13 protein-coding genes and 1 tRNA gene are annotated in these 13,668 nt (G+C 72.1%); 12 read left to right on the top strand and 2 right to left on the bottom strand.

Going from position 1 to position 13,668, the window contains the following annotated elements:
* Positions 1-14 precede the first annotated feature (14 nt).
* The 8 genes from ACSQ2D_RS10830 to ACSQ2D_RS10865 all read left to right on the top strand — a co-directional run bounded on the left by ACSQ2D_RS10830 (position 15) and on the right by ACSQ2D_RS10865 (position 7,876).
* Positions 15-1,097, top strand: coding sequence for a prephenate dehydrogenase (locus ACSQ2D_RS10830; RefSeq protein WP_435985954.1), 1,083 nt, complete (start codon positions 15-17; stop codon positions 1,095-1,097).
* A gap of 59 nt (positions 1,098-1,156) precedes the next feature.
* Positions 1,157-1,864, top strand: a complete 708-nt coding sequence (gene cmk / locus ACSQ2D_RS10835; protein ID WP_435985955.1) for a (d)CMP kinase — start codon at positions 1,157-1,159, stop codon at positions 1,862-1,864.
* On the top strand, positions 1,861-2,526 hold the full coding sequence (locus ACSQ2D_RS10840) for a lysophospholipid acyltransferase family protein (protein ID WP_435985956.1): 666 nt from the start codon (positions 1,861-1,863) through the stop codon (positions 2,524-2,526). The genes cmk and ACSQ2D_RS10840 overlap by 4 nt, the downstream gene beginning before the upstream one ends.
* 12 nt (positions 2,527-2,538) lie before the next feature.
* Positions 2,539-4,038 (top strand): ribosome biogenesis GTPase Der, encoded by a 1,500-nt coding sequence (gene der / locus ACSQ2D_RS10845; RefSeq protein WP_435985957.1) that lies wholly within the window; start codon positions 2,539-2,541, stop codon positions 4,036-4,038.
* A 144-nt stretch (positions 4,039-4,182) separates the two neighbouring features.
* Positions 4,183-4,256 (top strand) — tRNA-Pro (locus ACSQ2D_RS10850).
* A gap of 278 nt (positions 4,257-4,534) precedes the next feature.
* Positions 4,535-5,038: a hypothetical protein gene (locus ACSQ2D_RS10855; protein ID WP_435985958.1), complete on the top strand. Its 504-nt coding sequence runs from the start codon at positions 4,535-4,537 to the stop codon at positions 5,036-5,038.
* Between the two features lie 109 nt (positions 5,039-5,147).
* On the top strand, positions 5,148-6,131 hold the full coding sequence (locus ACSQ2D_RS10860; RefSeq protein ID WP_435985959.1) for a hypothetical protein: 984 nt from the start codon (positions 5,148-5,150) through the stop codon (positions 6,129-6,131).
* Positions 6,131-7,876, top strand: coding sequence for an Ig-like domain repeat protein (locus ACSQ2D_RS10865; protein WP_435985960.1), 1,746 nt, complete (start codon positions 6,131-6,133; stop codon positions 7,874-7,876). The genes ACSQ2D_RS10860 and ACSQ2D_RS10865 overlap by 1 nt, the downstream gene beginning before the upstream one ends.
* 63 nt (positions 7,877-7,939) lie before the next feature.
* Here ACSQ2D_RS10865 and ACSQ2D_RS10870 read toward each other — a convergent pair whose 3' ends face one another.
* Both ACSQ2D_RS10870 and ACSQ2D_RS10875 read right to left on the bottom strand, forming a co-directional pair.
* Positions 7,940-8,743 carry an acyltransferase gene (locus ACSQ2D_RS10870; protein ID WP_435985961.1) on the bottom strand — a complete coding sequence of 268 codons (804 nt, stop codon included), beginning with the start codon at positions 8,741-8,743 and terminating at the stop codon, positions 7,940-7,942.
* 120 nt (positions 8,744-8,863) lie between these two features.
* Complete coding sequence (locus ACSQ2D_RS10875; protein ID WP_435985962.1) at positions 8,864-10,297, bottom strand: YibE/F family protein; 1,434 nt, start codon at positions 10,295-10,297, stop codon at positions 8,864-8,866.
* A 148-nt stretch (positions 10,298-10,445) separates the two neighbouring features.
* Here ACSQ2D_RS10875 and ACSQ2D_RS10880 point away from each other — a divergent pair, with 148 nt between their 5' ends.
* The 4 genes from ACSQ2D_RS10880 to ACSQ2D_RS10895 are packed head-to-tail and all read left to right on the top strand — an operon-like array spanning position 10,446 to position 13,607.
* Positions 10,446-11,054, top strand: coding sequence for a CDP-alcohol phosphatidyltransferase family protein (locus ACSQ2D_RS10880; protein ID WP_435985963.1), 609 nt, complete (start codon positions 10,446-10,448; stop codon positions 11,052-11,054).
* A complete protein-coding gene (locus tag ACSQ2D_RS10885) occupies positions 11,051-12,100 on the top strand; it encodes a DUF881 domain-containing protein (RefSeq protein WP_435985964.1) in 1,050 nt (349 codons plus the stop codon). The genes ACSQ2D_RS10880 and ACSQ2D_RS10885 overlap by 4 nt, the downstream gene beginning before the upstream one ends.
* Positions 12,097-12,429, top strand: a complete 333-nt coding sequence (locus ACSQ2D_RS10890; RefSeq protein ID WP_028785606.1) for a small basic family protein — start codon at positions 12,097-12,099, stop codon at positions 12,427-12,429. Before ACSQ2D_RS10885 ends, ACSQ2D_RS10890 begins: the two co-directional genes overlap by 4 nt.
* Before the next feature lie 2 nt (positions 12,430-12,431).
* On the top strand, positions 12,432-13,607 hold the full coding sequence (locus ACSQ2D_RS10895) for a DUF881 domain-containing protein (RefSeq protein WP_435985965.1): 1,176 nt from the start codon (positions 12,432-12,434) through the stop codon (positions 13,605-13,607).
* Positions 13,608-13,668: the final 61 nt, after the last annotated feature.

The raw sequence follows: 13,668 nt of genomic DNA on the forward strand, positions 1-13,668 counted from the left end.
GCTACGCTGACGGGGTGAGCACGCACGTCCGCATCGTCGGCGCTGGGCTGATCGGGACCAGTCTCGGTATCGCCTTGTCCAACAACGGATTTCGCGTGTCGCTGGCGGACCCGTCCCCGACGGCAGTCCGCCTCGCACGCGACCTTCGGGCAGGCGAGATGGCCGAGGACGTGAGCGACGCGCCGGACGTCGTCGTCGTCGCCGCCCCGCCCGACGTCGCGGCGCGCGTCGTCGTCGAGGCCCTGGGGCGCTGGCCCGACGCCGTCGTCACCGACGTCGCCTCCGTCAAGGAGTCGGTGCTCCGCGTCGTGCTCGACTCGGGCGCCGACGCGAGCCGCTACGTCGGGTCCCACCCGATGGCCGGTCGCGAGCGCTCGGGTGCCGCGGCCGCGCGCGCCGACCTCTTCGACGGCCGGGCGTGGGTCGTCGTGCCCCACGAGGCGTCGACCGAGGCGGCCGTGCGCCGCGTGAGGGACCTCGCGATCGCCGTCGGCTCCGCGGTGCGGGTCATGCCGGCCCACGAGCACGACGAGGCCGTGGCGGCCGTCTCGCACGTGCCGCAGCTCGCGGCGAGCATCGTCGCGGCGTGCCTGCGAGAGCTGCCCGAGTCCGCCGTCGGTCTCGCCGGGCAGGGTCTGCGCGACGTCACCCGCATCGCGGCGAGCGACCCACGGCTCTGGACCCAGATCCTCGCCGGCAACGCAGCGGCCGTCCGCGACGTCCTGCGCCACGTCCGCGACCAGGTCGACGACGTCGTCGGGGCCCTCGACGCGCTCGTGGACGCCGACGGCGCCGGGTCGCTCGGCACCCTGAGCCGAGTCCTCGAGGCCGGCAACTTCGGCCACGCCCGCATCCCCGGCAAGCACGGCGCCGCTCCGGCCGCGTACGAGGTCGTCTCGGTCGTCGTCCCCGACGAGCCGGGATCGCTGGCGCGGCTGCTCACCGACGTCGGCCACGCCGGGATCAACCTCGAGGACCTCCACCTCGAGCACGGGCTCGGGCAGGCCGTCGGCGTCGCCGAGATCTCCGTGGTCCCGGCCTCCGTCGAGCCGCTGCGGGCCGAGCTGGCCCGGCTCGGCTGGCGCGTGCACGACTGAGGGTCCCGGCTCCCGGGCAGGTCCGGGAGCGGCCGGGACGAGGCACTATCCTCGTCCGCATGCCGCAGACCCCCGAGGACCCCCTGTCCGGTTTCGTCGTCGCCGTGGACGGTCCCTCCGGGTCCGGCAAGTCGAGCGTCAGCAAGCAGGTCGCACGGTCGCTCGGCTACGGCTACCTCGACACCGGCGCCATGTACCGCGCGCTCACGTGGTGGTGCCTCCACGAGGGTGTCGACCTCGCCGACGCAGACGCGATCACCACTGCGGCACAGCGCTTCCCGCTCGTCATCGGCACCGATCCCGACGCACCGACGGTGGAGGTCGACGGCACCGACGTCGCCGCGGCCATCCGAGAGACCGGCATCTCGACGAACGTCTCCGCGGTCGCCACGGTGATCCCCGTGCGCGAGATCCTCCGGGTCCTGCAGCGCCGCCTCATCTCCGAGGCGGCCGCGGCCACCGGCGGCGTCGTCGCGGAGGGCCGCGACATCACGACCGTCGTGGCCCCCGACGCTCCCGTGCGCATCCTGCTCACGGCCTCCGAGGAGGCGCGGCTGGCGCGCCGCTCGAAGGAGCTGCACGGCGCCGACGACGCCGACGCCGTCGCCGCCACCCGCTCGCAGATCGTCGACCGTGACAAGGCCGACTCCGCCGTGTCGGAGTTCACCGTCGCCGCCGACGGCGTCACGACGATCGACACCTCGCACCTCGACTTCGAGGGCTCGGTCGAGGCGGTGCTCCAGGTGGTCGAGGCGGCCCGGGCGTGAGCCAGGCGGTCGCTCCCCACCCGAACCGGGCCCGGATCGGCCGCCCGATCGGCAAGGTCATCTTCAGCACCCTCTACCGCGGCACGGCCCTGCACCTCGAGCGGGTGCCGCTCACCGGGCCCGTCATCCTCGTGGCCAACCACGCTGCGTTCCTCGACGGACCCCTCGTCTTCGGCATGGCCCCCCGCCCCGTCAGCTTCCTCGTCAAGCAGGAGGCCTTCTCCGGCTTCTGGGGCTGGACGATCCGCAACGTCGGCCAGATCCCCATCGACCGCTCCGTCGGTGACCGTGCAGCGCTCGCCTCGGCGAGCGCCGTCCTCGAGGGTGGGGGAGCGGTCGGGATCTTCCCCGAGGGAAACCGGGGAGACGGCGAGGTACACCAGGTCAACCACGGGGCCGCCTGGATCGCGCTGCGCACCGACGCGCAGATCGTGCCGGTGGCGGTCAGCGGCACGCGCGTCCAGGGCGCGACCAAAGACGACTGGCCGCCCTTCCGCTCGCGTCTGCTCGTCGACTTCGGCGTGCCGTTCCGGCTCGCCGTCGACGCCTCCGCACCCGGCCGCGACCGCCTCCGGCTCGCCAGTGACCAGCTGCGCGACGCCCTCGCGTCACATGTACGCCGCTCGCGGGTGGAGAATGGTCCCTCAACAGACGTTCACTGATTCGAGGACACCGTGACTGACGAGACCGCCCGCCCCATCGACGAGGGCGTTCCGATCTCGACCCCCGACCCCTCCGTCGACGACGCCGCCGTGGAGCGCGCCCTGCGCGCCGGGCTCGACGACTTCGAGCTCAGCCCCGAGGACCAGGCGCTGCTCGATGCCCAGGGGCCGGTCTCCGACGGCGGCGCGGCCCAGGGCCCGCTGCCCGTCGTGGCCGTGGTCGGCCGACCCAACGTCGGCAAGTCGAGCCTGGTCAACCGCATCCTGCGGCGCCGTGAGGCCGTCGTCGAGGACGTGCCGGGTGTGACGCGCGACCGCGTCTCCTACGAGGCCGAGTGGGGCGGGCGTCGCTTCACGATCGTCGACACCGGGGGCTGGGAGGCGGACGCCACGGGCATCCACCTGCGCGTCGCCGAGCAGGCCGAGATCGCGATCGACCTCGCCGACGTCGTCATGTTCGTCGTCGACGCCACGGTCGGTGCGACCGACGACGACGAGGCGGTCGTCAAGCTCCTGCGCCGCTCCGGCAAGCCGGTGGTGCTCGTGGCCAACAAGGTCGACGACCAGCGGGGCGAGGCCGACGCGGCGATGCTGTGGAGCCTCGGCCTCGGCCAGCCCTTCCCGGTGTCCGCCGTGCACGGCCGCGGGAGCGGCGACGCCCTCGACGCCGTGCTCGAGGTGCTGCCCGACGTGTCGGCCCACGGGGCCTACGCGCAGGGCGGTCCGCGACGGGTCGCGCTCGTCGGGCGCCCCAACGTGGGCAAGTCGAGCCTGCTCAACCGCCTGGCGGGCTCGGAGCGCGTCGTCGTGGACAACGTCGCCGGCACCACCCGCGACCCCGTCGACGAGCTCATCGAGCTCGGCGGCAAGACGTGGCGCTTCGTCGACACCGCCGGCATCCGTCGCCGGGTCCACCAGAGCCGGGGCGCCGACTTCTACGCGTCGCTGCGCACCCAGACGGCCCTCGAGAAGGCCGAGGTGGCCGTCGTGCTCATCGACGCCGAGGAGCCGATCGCCGAGCAGGACATCCGTGTCGTGCAGCAGGTCATCGACTCGGGCCGTGCGCTCGTCATCGCCTACAACAAGTGGGACAACCTCGACGAGGAGCGCCGCTACTACCTCGAGCGCGAGATCGAGAAGGAGCTCGTCCAGGTGCCGTGGGCGCCCCGGGCCAACATCTCGGCGCGCACGGGCCGCCACATGGACCGCCTCGTGCCCGCCATCGAGACCGCCCTCGAGTCGTGGGACACCCGCGTCCCGACCGGTCGGCTCAACGCCTTCCTCGGCGAGATCGTGGCTGCCCACCCGCACCCGCTGCGTGGCGGCAAGCAGCCCCGCATCCTCTTCGCGACCCAGGCCTCGACGCGTCCGCCGCGCTTCGTCATCTTCGCGTCGGGCTTCATCGAGGCCGGCTACCGCCGCTTCATCGAGCGACGTCTGCGCGAGCAGTTCGGCTTCGAGGGCACGCCGATCGAGGTCTCCGTGCGCGTCCGCGAGAAGCGCCGGCGCTGACCCCGACGCCGACCGAACGCCCTCCCCGGCACCGTCCCGACGCCGAGGCGCCGCCGGCCCGGAGGGGCCGGGGGTCGTTCACGGGGGCCGATTGGGACCAGCGGCATCCGGTGCGCTAATGTTCCTTTCGCCCCGAGGGGCATTCGGGCTGTGGCGCAGCTTGGTAGCGCACTTGACTGGGGGTCAAGGGGTCGCAGGTTCAAATCCTGTCAGCCCGACCGAACGACGAAGGGCCGCACTCTCCACGGAGAGTGCGGCCCTTCGTCGTGTCTGCCGGGACTCGATCCACCCGGTTCCGTGGTGGTCTGAATCCGCTTGTTGTGCAAGGTGTCCCGGCCGCCGCTGCAAGGTCGGCGTCGTGTCCACAAGCAACCCGCAAGGTATGCGCAACGTTGCCCGAGGTGCCCCCGAATCGGCCGAATCGCGTGTCACTGTTCCCTCAGCAGCACACCAAGAACCGGTAAAGCCACTCGAGGGAAAGGTCATGGGGGACACCATGCGCACTCAGAAGAAGTCCAGCTCCAGGAAGAAGAAGTCCGCAGCCTTCGTCGCAGCCGGGGTCATCGGCCTCGCGACCGCCGGCGGCGCCTACGCCTACTGGACGAGCCTCGGTGGCGGCACCGGCACGGCCTCCACGCGGGCCGGGGCCGGCAACGTCTTCCTCGTCACCGGCGGCAGCGCGACCCCGATGTACCCCGGCGACTCCGCCCAGACGATCACCGCGACGGTCAAGAACACGGGCACCGAGAACTACAAGATCCAGGCGGTCAAGGCCTTCGTCACGACCGACAAGGAGGGTTGCGACGGCACCGACTACATGCTGAACGGCAACCCGGCTCCCACGTCGCAGGCCACCGCCGCCTCGCTCAGCCTCACGCCGACCGACCTCGCGCCGGCCGCGACGACGACCGTCGACTACACCCTGCAGTTCAACAACAAGACGACGAACCAGGACGCCTGCAAGGGCGCCGCGGTGACGATCACCTACGTCGCCAGCTGAGACCCGGAAGGGGTGGGACGCCGCATCGACCCCGGCGCCCCACCCCTTCCGCGTCCGTCGCACGACGTCACGAACCACAGGCCGCACCGACCATGACCGGGGGAGTCCCATGAAGACGCCGACGAACGCCAGGCACACCGCCCTGGCGCTGCTCGGCGTCTTCGTCGCGCTCCTCGCCACCGTCCACGGCATGCCCCGCGCGGCCTCGGGCCCGTCGGTCGTCAGCCCGACGATCACGGCGAGGCCCTCCAACCCGTCGGCGAGCACCAGCGCGACGTTCGCCTTCACCGCCATGGCGGGAGCCGGCTTCCGGTGCGCGCGCGACGGAGCCGCGTTCACGGCCTGCGCGAGCCCGGTCACCTACTCAGCCCTGGCGCAGGGCGGCCACACGTTCAGCGTCAAGACGGTCGTCAGAGGCACGGAGAGCATGCCCACGGCATACACCTGGGTCGTCGACACCGTCGCGCCGCCGGCGCCCGTGCTCACGACGACCCCGTCGAACCCCACGTCGACGGCGACGAACACCGCGACGTGGACGTCCGCCGAGACGGGCGTGACGTTCCGGTGCTCCCTCGAGAACGGTGCGTGGACCGTCTGCACGACACCGCTGACGTGGGTCATCGACACCTCGAACAACGGACAGCACCAGCTCGCGGTCCGGGCCGTGGACGCAGTGGGCAACGTCTCCGCCACGACGGCGTACGCGTTCAAGTACCAGAAGGGCCTGCCCGAGACCGGCCTGCCCTTCACGGTCACCGGCAGCGTCGGTGACCTCGCACCGGGTGTGTGGCGGCCCGTCTCGGCCACCGTCACGAACCCGAACCCCGTCACCATCAGGGTCTCGGCGCTCACGGTCGCCGTCGCGGCCGACAGCACGCCACCCGGCTGCACCTCGGCACCGAACCTCGAGCTGCGCCAGCCCACGGCCTCGGCGGACCTCGTGCTCCTCGTCCCGGCCCGGGGCACCGTGACGCTTCCGGACCAGGGCGTGGCGACGGCGTCCATCCGCCTGCGCAACCTGCCCACGGTCAACCAGGACGTCTGCAAGAACAAGAGCTTCGCGCTCACGTGGTCGGGGACGGCGAGCAACTGATGCCGGCCCCGACGCCCCCGAAGACGCGCGCACGCCGTGCCGCCCCGAGCCGCGGCGTGCGCGCCCTCCACGTCGGCATCCTGCTGACCGTGCTGATGACCGTGTCCGGCACCGCCTGGGCGTACTGGGCCGTGAGCGGGGGCGGGACGGGCAGCGCCCCGACCGCGACCCTCACGGCCCCGTCGTCCGTCACGGCCACCGCTGCCGCGGGCGCCACGAGCGTGGCCGTCGCGTGGACCGCGCCGTCCGCGGGCGTGGCGCCCGCGGGCTACCGCATCGAGCGCACCGACGTCGCAACGGCTGTCAGCGCCGCCGCGTGCGGCACGTCGCCGTCGTCGCTCCTTCCCACGACCTCGTGCAGCGACGCGTCGGTGCCGGACGGGACCTACCGCTACACCGTCGTCGCGGTGCGCTCCGGCTGGTCGGCCACGAGCGCGTCCAGCGCCCCGGTGACCGTCCAGGCGTCAGTCGCGACGACGACCTCGGTGAGCTCGGCGACGAACCCGTCGGTGGTCGGACAGGCCGTGACGTACACCGCGAGCGTCAGCTCGGCCTCCGGGACACCGACCGGGTCGGTCACCTTCCGTGACGCGGGCTCGGCGATGACGTGCGCGGGCGGCTCACCGACGCTCAGCTCGGGCACTGCGACGTGCACCGTCAGCCACCCGTCCGCGGGCACCCGGTCGGTCACCGCGGCGTATGCCGGATCGGCGCCTTACGCGGCCTCGTCCTCCGCAGCCATCACGCAGGTCGTGGGCGCCGCCTCGACGACGACGGCACTGACGTCGTCGACGAACCCGTCGGCCGTCGGACAGGCCGTGACGTACACCGCCACCGTGTCGGTGGTCGCACCCGGCGGCGGCACCCCGAGCGGGACCGTCATCTTCAAGGACGGCTCCACGACCCTGACCTGCGCGGGTGGCAGCCAGAGCGTCAGCTCCGGATCGGCGACCTGCGTGGTGAGCCACGCGTCCGCCGCGACGCGCAGCATCACCGCCGTCTACGGCGGCTCGACCAACCACCTGACCTCCACCTCGCCGGCCGTCAGCCAGGTCGTCGGCCCAGCCACCACGACGACGAGCCTCACGACCTCCGCGACGACGGTCCGCACCGGCCAGAGCGTCACCTACACCGCGACGGTGGGCGCCACCGCACCCGGCGGGGGAGTCCCGACCGGCAGCGTCACCTTCAAGGACGGCGCGACCGCGATCAGCTGCTCCTCCGGCTCCCAGACGCTGAGCGCCTCGGGTGTCGCCACCTGCACGACGACCTTCGCGACGCCCGGCACCCGCTCGGTCACGGCGACGTACGCCGGCACGGGGAACCACTCGGCGTCCACGTCCGCGGCGGTCGGCCAGGACGTCGTCAACGGACAGGCGGCGGGGCTCGTGTTCTCGGGCGTCACCCTCAACGGCGTCGCGGTGACACCGAGCTGCACCGGCACCGTGGGCTCCACGTACAGCTGCACGGTCTCCGGAGGCGGCAACAACGCCGTCGTCCGGGCGACGGTCGGGTTCGGCACCGGCTCGGGGACCGCGGTGTCCTACAGCGGCGCGACGGAGACCATCAGCTGGTCCTCGACGGGCAAGACCGCCGGCACGGGCACGGTCAGCGTGGCGGCGAACGCCACGACCTCGACCGCCTCGGTCTCGGCGACGAAGAACGGCGTCAACGCGGCGGCGGTCACGGTGACGTTCACCGAGTCCGGGGGCGCGACGTGGACCGCGGTCCTGACGGCCTCCTGACCGTCGCCACGCCGGGTCCGCGACGGTGTGGCAGCGGACGCCGAGAAGGGTGAGGTGCGCGGGTCAGGTGCGACGGGTCATCGCGCCGGCCCGGGCACGGACGGCCTTGAGGCTCCGGCGGGTGCGTCGACGTGCACCGGCGTAGATCTCGCGGCTGCGTGACGGCCTGCTGTCGGGGTCGACGGTCAGGGTCCAGTAGTCGGTCGACTTCTTGACCGAGGCCGCGGTCGGCTTCCGGTAGGGCGGGTCCAGCGTGAGGTGCGGTCGCTCCCAGGCCACGTTGCGCTTGACGACCTTCGCCGGCGATCCGGCGCCGACGACGTTGTTGGGGAGGGACCGGGTCACGACCGAACGCATGCCGACGACGGTGCCGTCGCCGATGGTCACGCCACCGAGGACACAGGCGCCGAGGCCGAGCCACACGTGGTTGCCGATGACGATCGACCGGGCGGCGTTGACCCGCTTGCCGGTGCGGACGTCGAAGATGGGGTGGCCGTCGTCGGCACGGATCTGGATGTCGGAGGCGATCATGACGTCGTCGCCGATCGTGATCGACGTGCCCTCGGCCGTCGACATGGCCACGGTCGTCGTCGACGAGACGTTCTTGCCGATGCGCACCTGGCAGCCGTCCCCGACACGGATCGCCGCCCGCAGGCCAGGCACGCCCTGGCTGCTGTCGATCTCCACGAGGCCGTTGTCACAGTCGAAGTCGACGTAGAGCTGGGCGATGTTCTGCTGGGTCGCGACGCGCAGGACGTTGTTGCGTCCCCTGAACTTCACACGGATGTTCTTCTCGACGCTCCCGCCGAACTCGATGCGGTTCCCCCGGTCGTCTTCGTACGCCTCGAGGGTCGTCACACGGTTCATGGCGGCGAGCCTAGTGGTTGCTGAGAACTCGTTGAAAGTCCGACGAGTCCCGCCTGACGCGACCTGCGGAGTGACCTGCGCCGATGCCGTGACGGACGTTCTGGGACGCCTCCGTCACGGTCAGGACGAGGACATCCGCGAGCGCGCCTCGGCGCGTGTCGCGGGTTCCGGCGGCCCGCTCGCGGCGCGGACGAGGTCCGCCGCGGTGGGACCCTGCTGCCCCGCCCCGTCGGCAGCACGCGGGTGGCCCGGGCCGCGTCCTGCGCCATCCACCGGCGCCGGCGTCCGCGCGGCCCCGACGGTGAGGGCAGCGATCGCCGTCGTGACGGGCACGGCGAGCACGAGTCCGATGGCGCTCGCGAGCGTGCGCACGATCTCCTCGGACAGCGACTCCGTCTGGAGCATCTCGAGCACGGGACGCTCGTAGAGGAAGAGGAGCAGGAGCACGGGAAGCGCGGCACCGGCATACGCGAAGACGATCGTGTAGATCGTCGAGGCGATGTGGTCGCGCCCGATGCGCATGCCCGACTGGAAGAGCGCACGCCGGCCCATGGAGGGAGCGGCGGCCCGCAGCTCCCACACCGCCGACGACTGCGTGATCGTCACGTCGTTGAGGACGCCGAGACCGGCCACGATGATCGCGCACGTCAGCAGCTCGCGCGGGTTCATCGTCGTGACGAAGGACGCCAGCGTGGCCCCCTCGTCGTTGGCGACTCCGCTGAGGCGGGCCAGGTCGACCGCCAGCAGGCCGAGACCGGCCGTGATCGCGACACCGAAGAGCGTCCCGGCGAGAGCGGTGCTCGTCCGCACCGAGAGCCCGTGCGCGAGGTAGAGGACGACGAACATGATGGCCGAGGAGCCGATGAGGGCCACGAGCAGCCCGGACTGGCCCTCGAGCAGGGCCGGCAGCATGAACCTCACCACGACGAAGCCGCCGAAGACGAGACCGACGAGGGCGAGCACCCCGCGCCATCGTGCGACGACCGCCACGACGAGGAGGAAGAGCGCGAGCATGAGGGACAGGGGAGCGCCGCGCTGCACCTGGAGGAAGGAGTACGTCTCGGGCTGGGAGTCCTGGGGCGGGGTCCGCAGGAGCATGACGGTGTCGCCCTCGCGCAGCCCCGACGTGGAGATCGCGGGGGGCACCGAGACCGACACGACCGGACGGACGTCACCCGAGGTGGCGGTCGGCTGCTCGAGCTGGACGGTGATGGCGCCGCAGGTCGGGTCCCCGTCGACGACGTCACCGCCCTGGCCGTCCGCCGGGTCGGCCCCGGTGGCGGCGTCGGGGCCCTCGCAGACCGGGAGGACCCGCTGGACCTCGGCGACGGGGAAGGTCACCCCGGGTGCCGCGAAGTCCGAGGTGCCCACCCGGTCGGGCCCCTGGGCCTCCGCCGGCCAGTAGCGCACGAGACCGAAGACCGTGGCCGCGGCAGCGAGCACGATCAGGATCGTCAGGCCGACGCGGGCCAACGTGCTGACGGCGACGGTGCCCGACGCCGCATGGGCTCCGTGGGCTCCGTGGGCATGGCTGTGGGAGTGTCCGCCGGGCATGGTGCCGAGTGTGCCAGAGCAGGTCGAGCCGGAGGCGCCGGCGGCACCGGGCTTCCGAGTGCTCGTCCTCGGGCCCGAGCCGGGTCGTGTCCGGATCGATGCCGGGGACGGAACTCGCCCACTCCGGGCGCCCGTTAGGCTTGCCGCCGTGGAGGTCGAGAGAACGGGGGAGCGCGAGCACGTCGTGACGGAGCGCCTGCTGACGATCCCCAACGTGCTGTCGGTGCTGCGGCTGCTCGGCGTGCCCGTCTTCCTGTGGGCGATCGTCGCGGAGCAGGACGGGCTCGCCTTCCTCCTGCTGCTGTTCTCCGGCGTCACCGACTACCTCGACGGCAAGATCGCCCGCCGGTTCAACATGGAGAGTCGCCTCGGCCAGTTCCTCGACCCCATCGCCGACCGGCTCTACATCCTCACGACGCTCATCGGGCTCATGTGGCGCGACATCATCCCGGTGTGGCTCGTGGTCGTGATCCTGGCCCGCGAGGTCGTCATGGCCCTGATGCTGCTCTACCTGCGCACCAAGGGGCAGCTCGGGCTGCCGGTGCACTTCGTCGGCAAGGCCGCGACGTTCAACCTGCTCTACGCCTTCCCCCTCCTGCTCCTCGCGCACCGCGACGACTGGCTCGGCGACCTCGTCCGCCCGATCGGCTGGGGTTTCGCGTGGTGGGGCGTCGCCCTCTACTGGCTCGCGGCGGTGCTGTATGCCGTCCACGCGCGTCTCGTGCTCGCGCAGCGTCCGCGGGTGGTGACCCCGTGAGCACCGAGCGGCGGCCGGACGAGTCGATGACGCTCCTGACGACGATGATGGAGCGTCCGCTCGACGCCGGCTATCAGGAGGCCGCCGACCGACGGGTCGCGGCCGGGCTCCCGGGAGCCACGTCCACGCGTACCGTCCTCGTCGTCGTGCTGGCGATCCTCACGGGCTTCCTCTTCGCCGTGGCGGCACAGTCCCTGCGCCCGAAGCCCACGGCCGCGGCGGCCGTGAAGAAGGAGCTCGTCACCCGCATCGAGGCCCTGCAGAAGCACGGGACCGACCAGGAGGCCAAGGTGGCCGCGCTCGGCAAGCAGGTGCGCGACTACGAGGCCCTCGCCCTGCAGCAGTCGGGTGGCACCGATCTCACGAGCACCATCAAGGACCTCGAGGTCCAGGCCGGCGCCGTGCCCCTGAGCGGGCCCGGGCTGACGCTGACGCTCGACGACGCCGCCTCGACCGACGCCGGCGCCGACGCGGGCAGCCGCCCGAGCAGCGGGTTCGAGGAGGGTCGGGTCACCTCCGGCGACCTCCAGATCATCGTCAACGGCCTCTGGGGTGCCGGAGCCGAGGCCATCTCCATCAACGGGCACCGGCTCAGCTCCACCGCCGCCATCCGTTTCGCCGGCCAGGCGATCATCGTCGACTTCCGACCGCTCTCGCGCCCCTACGTCATCACCGCCCTCGGCGACACCCAGGGCATGCAGCAGCTCTTCGAGCCCTCGTTCGCGGGGCTCTACCTCTCGCAGCTGACCGACGAGTACAAGATCCGCTCGATCATGGCCGGGAGCGACTCCCTGACCGTGCCCGGCGACTCGGCCGCACGGCTCGAGGTCGCAGAACCCATCGGTCCGCCCGTAGGCTCGGCCGGGCCGGGCGCGACGACGCTCCAGCAGGGCACGACCCCCCAGAAGCGGAACGCGGGTGCCAGCGGCGCCCCGACCGGCACGAGCACGTCGAGCACGGACACCCCGTCGGACACCCCGCGCGGCACCACCGACTCCGGCACCGGTAGCCCGGTGTCACCGACCAGTCAGGAGAACCCTTCGTGATCCCAGTTCTCGGCCTTCTGGCCGGACTCGCGGTGGGGCTCTTCCTCGATCCCTCGGTGCCGGTGTGGCTCCAGCCCTACCTGCCGATCGCGGTCATCGCGGCCCTCGACGCCGTCTTCGGTGCCATCCGCGCGATCCTCGACGGCATCTTCAACGACAAGGTCTTCGTCGTCTCGTTCCTGTCCAACGTCGTCGTGGCCGCGTTCATCGTCTTCCTCGGCGACCAGCTCGGCGTCGGGTCGCAGCTCTCGACCGGTGTCGTCGTCGTCCTCGGCGTGCGGATCTTCTCCAACGTGGCCTCGATCCGCCGGCACCTGTTCAAGGCCTGAGCATGGGCAAGCGCAAGAAGGGTCGCCCCGCACCCGCTCCCGCCGACCAGCAGGAGCCGGTGGTCGACGCCACCGGTACCGCGGAAGTCACCGGTACCGCGGAAATCACTGACACCGCGGAGGTCGCCGACACCGCGGAGGTCACCGAAACCAGCGACGTCGTCGACGCCACGGACGCACCGCCGACCGAGGTGCCGACGTCGTCCGACCCGGATGCCGCGCCGACTCCAGGGCTCCCTCCCACGGCCGGAGCGACTCCCGAGCTCGCTCCCGACTCCACGGACGAGGCGACTGGGGAGGCGACGTCGGGACCGCCCGGGCCGTCGTCACCCGAGCCGACCGCACCGTCGCTCGAGCCGACCGCCGAGCCCGCCGCGGCTCCTGCTCCGGTCTCCGGGACGGATGTCGGCGAGTCCGCCACGGGCGACGGTCCCGAGACCGGGACGAGCCGGGTGCCCGTCGAGGGCCGGGCCGCCTGGACGCGCCTGCGCAAGATGAGCAGGCCCCGCGCCACCCGGGCCAACGTGCTCGGGGCCCTGCTCGCGGTGCTCCTCGGCGCAGGCATCGCGGCCCAGGTCCAGCTGACCAACCAGCGCGGCCTCGACGAGCTGAGCCAGACCGACCTCGTGCGCGTTCTGGACGACATCTCGCTGCGGTCGTCCCGACTCGACCAGCAGGTCCGCGAGCTCGAGTCCACCCGCGACCGCCTCAAGAACGGCACGGGCACCGCCGCCGAGGCCCTCGAGCAGGCGCAGAAGCGCGTCGACACGCTCGGCATCCTGGCCGGAACCCTCGCGGCCAAGGGACCGGGTATCACGCTGCGCATCAGCGACCCGACCAACGCCGTGACCGGACCGATCGTCCTCGACATCATCCAGGAGCTGCGGGACGCAGGGGCCGAGTCGATCGACGTGGGCGGCGTCAGGGTCGTGGCCTCGTCGTTCGTCGGCGACCGTGACGGCGAGATCCTCGTGGACGGGGTGCAGGTGTCACGCCCCCTCGTGATCAAGGTGATCGGCGACTCGAAGACGCTCTCGTCGGCCATGACGATCCCGGGCGGGATCGTCGAGTCGGTGCGGCAGAAGGGCGCCGAGGCCTCCGTCACCGAGTCGAGCCTCGTCGAGATCACCTCGCTGCACCGGCCCACCGAGATGACCCACGCGAAGCCCGTCGAGTGACCGCACCCGGCTGCCGGAGCACGGCCGGGACGACCGGACGGGACACCCAGTGGGGCCCACT

It is taken from the genome of Terrabacter sp. LjRoot27, assembly GCF_964254175.1.
Classification (GTDB): domain Bacteria; phylum Actinomycetota; class Actinomycetes; order Actinomycetales; family Dermatophilaceae; genus Terrabacter.

Coding starts and splice junctions, on each gene's coding strand:
- cmk (WP_435985955.1), top strand. CDS start 1,157: ATGCCGCAGACCCCCGAGGACCCCCTGTCCGGTTTCGTCGTCGCCGTG.
- ACSQ2D_RS10855 (WP_435985958.1), top strand. CDS start 4,535: ATGCGCACTCAGAAGAAGTCCAGCTCCAGGAAGAAGAAGTCCGCAGCC.
- ACSQ2D_RS10860 (WP_435985959.1), top strand. CDS start 5,148: ATGAAGACGCCGACGAACGCCAGGCACACCGCCCTGGCGCTGCTCGGC.
- ACSQ2D_RS10865 (WP_435985960.1), top strand. CDS start 6,131: ATGCCGGCCCCGACGCCCCCGAAGACGCGCGCACGCCGTGCCGCCCCG.
- ACSQ2D_RS10870 (WP_435985961.1), bottom strand. CDS start 8,743: ATGAACCGTGTGACGACCCTCGAGGCGTACGAAGACGACCGGGGGAAC.
- ACSQ2D_RS10875 (WP_435985962.1), bottom strand. CDS start 10,297: ATGCCCGGCGGACACTCCCACAGCCATGCCCACGGAGCCCACGGAGCC.
- ACSQ2D_RS10895 (WP_435985965.1), top strand. CDS start 12,432: ATGGGCAAGCGCAAGAAGGGTCGCCCCGCACCCGCTCCCGCCGACCAG.